The organism is Betaproteobacteria bacterium (assembly GCA_009377585.1).
Taxonomy (GTDB): domain Bacteria; phylum Pseudomonadota; class Gammaproteobacteria; order Burkholderiales; family WYBJ01; genus WYBJ01.
In genome coordinates this window covers 1-4,289 of record WHTS01000224.1, presented here as the reverse complement: position 1 = coordinate 4,289, position 4,289 = coordinate 1, and the positions used below count along the sequence as shown (strand labels likewise).

Sequence of the window (4,289 nt, the reverse complement as noted above, 5' to 3'; positions counted from 1 at the left end):
ACCTTAGATCATTTGATACCGGCGCTTTTCTGGTTGCCTTCGCGAACGACGAAAGGGCTCATTGATACGCTATGGAAGTGCTGCGTGATGCGGTAGACCTCGATACATCTCGAAAGGTCTCCCAGCAGGAGTGCCGATCGTCCTCGGTAGATGTCGATAGATGGTAAATGCGGTTTTCGGGTATGCCAATGCAATTGACGGTAAATCTGACGGTAAAAGATCTACTCGCAGAACAAGACACGCGGTAGGACAATGGTTTGGAGGCGCCGTTGATGATCGAGTGGGAGTAGGGGTCTTTCTCGGACTATCGAAGACTATCGGCACCTATCGGCAATTTTGCTCTCGCATTGCTCATCTGAATGATTTGCCTCGCAAGATCGGGTCGATGTGCGGCAAAAGCGCCCAGGGGCAACAAAGCGTATTCTGTTTGCCGATTTTTCGGGAGGACGATATGGACTTGCAACTGAAGGACAAGACGGCGCTCGTCACGGGAGCGAGCATGGGCATCGGCCATGCGATCGCTCGAGGGCTTGCGTCGGAAGGGGTTCGTGTCTGCGTCGTGGCGCGCCGGCGCAATCTGCTCGACGAGCTGTCCGCGCGGATCGTCAAGGATAAGCATCCGCGGCCGGAGATCGTCGTCGCCGATCTGATGGAAGACCGCGCGCCCGAACGACTCGCAAGTGCGGCGGCCCAAGCGCTCGGCCGGATCGACATCCTGGTGAACTCGGCGGGCGGCAGCCACCCGGCCATTGCCATCGACGCCGGTGAAGAGCCGTGGGAAGAGTCGATGCGACTCAACTTCGTGCGTCTGCGTCAGCTCACGCACGCCGTCCTGCCGGACATGATGAAGAACGGCTGGGGTCGCGTGATCAACATCACCGGCAAGTCCGAGCCCGAAAGCCTGATCACTGCCAATGCGGCCAAGGCCGCGATCCACGCGTGGGCCAAAGGCCTTTCGCGCGTCATAGGGCCTTACGGAATCACCATCAACTCGATCGCGCCCGGCCGCATCATGAGCGAGCAGATTCGCCGCAAGTATTCTCCGGAGTTTCGTGCGAAGCAGTCCGCCGAGGAAATACCGATGGGCCGCTATGGCGAACCCGAGGAGCTCGCTGCTCTTGCGGTGTTTCTCGCATCACCCGTCGCGGGCTACATCACCGGCACGGTCATGCCGGTGGATGGCGGGCTGAGAAAGTACGCTTTCTAAGCCGCATGGACACGAAACACGATACCGTCCTCAGTACAACTACGCCTCGGCCGGCTCCGGCAGCTCGCCTCACCTCTCCGTCGAGCTATTCAAGCTGATGACCCAGGTGAGCATGAATCACATCCCGTACAAGGGCGCGGCCCCGGCGCTTACCGACGTCGTTGCCGGGCAGGTCGCGCTGTACATCGGAAGCTTGCCGGCGAGCATGCCGCACATCAAAGCGGGGCGAGTGCGGGCTCTCGCGGTCACGGGAGCGCGGCGCTCGCCGACCTTGCCGGATCTGCAGACGGTTAGCGAGGCCGGCGTTGCGGGTTTCGAGTCGATCCAGTGGTACGGGTTCATGGCGCCCGCGGGAACCCCGCGATCGGTGCTGGAGCGGCTGCACAGGGATCTGACGGCTGTGCTCGTGCAACCGGCGATGAAGGAGCGTTTGCTTCCTCAGGGATTCGAACTCGTGGCGAGTACGCGCGAAGAGTTCGGCAAGTACATTCGCGCATATCAATCTAATAGCTGGGAAGTGGATACAAAACATCGGTTAATATTCGTCACTAACCGAGGATTTGTATCTCATGACTCGCAGCATTCCAAATACCCAGCGAGAACGCGCGTTCGCATCTCTGAAGTCCAAAGGAATGGCGCGCCTAAGCGAACTGATCGCGGAGGGCGTTACCGCATCCACCGTATCCCGGCTTGAACGCGAAGGTGCGATCGTCCGTCTCGCACGCGGGCTGTATCAGCTTCCGGATGCATCGATCGACGCGCATCACACCCTGGCCGAAGCGGCGAAGCTCGTGCCGAACGGCGTTATCTGTCTCACCTCGGCTCTGGCCTATCACGAACTGACCGATCAAATACCGGCAAAGGTATGGATTGCCATCGGACCAAAAGACTGGCGTCCGCGCTTCCGATACCCGCCTGCTCGCTTCGCTCATTTCCCAAACAACTACCTACAAAACGGCGTCGAGCGGCACGTCATCGACGGCGTCGACGTGCCGATTTTCGGAGTCGCCAAGACCATTGCCGATCTCTTTCGCTATCGCCGCACCGTCGGTATCAACGTCGCCCTCGAAGGCCTGCGGGAGGCACTCCGAAAACGCAAAGCCACGCCTGCGCAGATTGCCCGATATGCCAGCGACGCACGGGTCTGGAAAACCATGGAACCGTACGTGAGTGCGTTGACCACCGATGGCTAGATCACCCCGTGACATGGGGGCGTCAGTTCGAGCTCGTCTGCTGACCCTTGCGCGCGAGAAGGGACAGGCGTTCGATCTGCTCCTCACGCGTTACGCGACCGAGCGGCTGCTCTATCGCCTCAGCACTACGCCGCGCCGCGATCGCTTCGTTCTCAAGGGAGCAAAGCTGATAACGACATGGTTCGACGATTCACATCGTCCTACGCGACGTGGATCTTCTCGGCTACGGCGATCCAGCGCCCGAGCCGATGCTCGCCGTATTCAAGGAAATCTGCGCCATCGAGGAGAACGACGGCATCCTATTTGACGTCGATGCGTTGCGGGTTGAGCTGATACGGGAGGAACTTGAATATGGCGGGCTTCGCCTGCGTACGACGGCGCGGCTGGCCGGCGCGCGGATTACGATCGTCATCGATATCGGATTTGGCGACGCGATCGAACCAGGGGTCGAGGAAATCAACCTGCCGGTAATGCTAGATCTTCCCGCACCCCGCCTGCGCGTGTACCCGCGGGAAACGGTTGTAGCGGAAAAATTTCAGGTAATGGTCTTGCTCGGTCTTGCCAACAGTCCCATGAAGGACTACTACGACATCTGGATATTGAGTCGAAGTTATGCGTTTGACGCAGAGCGCCTGAGCCGCGCCATTGCTGCGACATTTGAGCGGCGCCGAACCGCTATCCCGGAAGAAGTGCCCGACGCGTTGACGCCGGCCTTCTCCACTGAGGCGACAAAACGGCGTCAGTGGGCGTCGTTCGCCAGGGACCTAGCTGCAGAAGTACCGTCCCTCGAAGTAATCGTTGCTGATCTCGCTGGTTTCCTGATGCCGCACGCGCGGCAGGCGCTGCAGCGCACGGGCGGTCGGCTGCCGTGATGGACCGCAATTCGAAACGGGCAAGTCATGCACGGACGGATCGATCTGCTGCTGGAGACAAGAAGGGCTGGCCGGGTGCTTCTAGACCACAAGGCGAACCAGCAGGGTGGGCAACTGCGGCTTTCCTCATGCGCGATGACTTTGTAACGCCAGCCTGGTATCACGATACTCGCACGACATCAGAAATTCCGCATGACGGTAAAAGAATTCGATGAAAGGTATTGGGAGACAATGCGTTAGGTCGTTTGATGCCGGCGGCATGTCTGGGGCCATCGCGAACGACGAAGAGTTCGTTGACGCTATCAAGGCGCTCTGCGGGACGCGATAGATCTCGATACATCTCGAAAGCTCGCCCATGCAGGAGTGCCGATCGTTCTCGATCCTCGATGCCTGTCCTTCGGCGCACCGACCTTGTGACCGTCGGAATTCTTTTGCACTAGCGCCAACAGGATGAGTCAGCGGCAGGTCGTGGCGGCAAGCGCGTGCAGCACGTCTCCGCACCCGCTGATCCGATGACCCCCCGCGGAACTCAAGGCAAATAGTGATTCGGCAGGAGAAGCTTAGCCTGCAGGAGAAGCTTCCCCTTTGGCGAGGCCTTCAATTCCCGCGACACATGCACTCGAGACACCCCAAGTCCCTTGTTCCTGGTCAGGCATTTTGTCCCAGCCCCCAGTTTGAACGTAGTCGGATCGCTTGTAGCTATCCATTCCGCCGAATTCTTTGAGTTTGGCTTCGTAGTTCGGGTCCTGCTTGAATTGTGCAACGCAGATCGCCGCTCGGGTCGTCTGAACCGCTTCTTCACTCATTTTCTGGGTCGTCGAGGAGGTTGTCCATCCACCCCAGACAAAACCGATGACCATCGCGATGCCTGCGCCCCCAATAGCTCCCCAGGTGCCGTACTTTACCTTCACTTCCATTTCCGATTTCACTGGTCATTCCTCTCGAAATGTGGTCGGTTGGGTAAGTCGCCGGCATTGCGTACGCGCGACACTGGACAAAAATGACAAAACCCGGCTT

The 4,289-nt window shown here is 59.1% G+C and carries 2 protein-coding genes and 3 pseudogenes; 4 read left to right on the top strand and 1 reads right to left on the bottom strand.

All coding sequences use genetic code 11. The features are described from left to right. Positions 1-451 precede the first annotated feature (451 nt). The 4 genes and pseudogenes from GEV05_30655 to GEV05_30640 all read left to right on the top strand — a co-directional run bounded on the left by GEV05_30655 (position 452) and on the right by GEV05_30640 (position 3,272). The gene (locus GEV05_30655) at positions 452-1,207 is read left to right on the top strand and encodes an SDR family oxidoreductase (protein MPZ47639.1); all 756 of its coding nucleotides are present in this window, start codon (positions 452-454) and stop codon (positions 1,205-1,207) included. 34 nt (positions 1,208-1,241) lie between these two features. Further along, positions 1,242-1,721, top strand: a pseudogene (locus GEV05_30650) (tripartite tricarboxylate transporter substrate binding protein). 55 nt (positions 1,722-1,776) lie between these two features. Further along, entirely contained in the window at positions 1,777-2,400 is a 624-nt protein-coding gene (locus GEV05_30645; GenBank protein ID MPZ47638.1) for a transcriptional regulator, read from the top strand. Further along, a pseudogene (locus tag GEV05_30640) lies at positions 2,393-3,272 on the top strand (nucleotidyl transferase AbiEii/AbiGii toxin family protein). The gene GEV05_30645 and the pseudogene GEV05_30640 overlap by 8 nt, the downstream one beginning before the upstream one ends. 644 nt (positions 3,273-3,916) lie before the next feature. Here the strand turns inward: GEV05_30640 and GEV05_30635 are convergent. Beyond that, a pseudogene (locus GEV05_30635) lies at positions 3,917-4,132 on the bottom strand (hypothetical protein). Positions 4,133-4,289 lie beyond the last annotated feature (157 nt).

Coding starts and splice junctions, on each gene's coding strand:
- GEV05_30655 (MPZ47639.1), top strand. CDS start 452: ATGGACTTGCAACTGAAGGACAAGACGGCGCTCGTCACGGGAGCGAGC.
- GEV05_30645 (MPZ47638.1), top strand. CDS start 1,777: ATGACTCGCAGCATTCCAAATACCCAGCGAGAACGCGCGTTCGCATCT.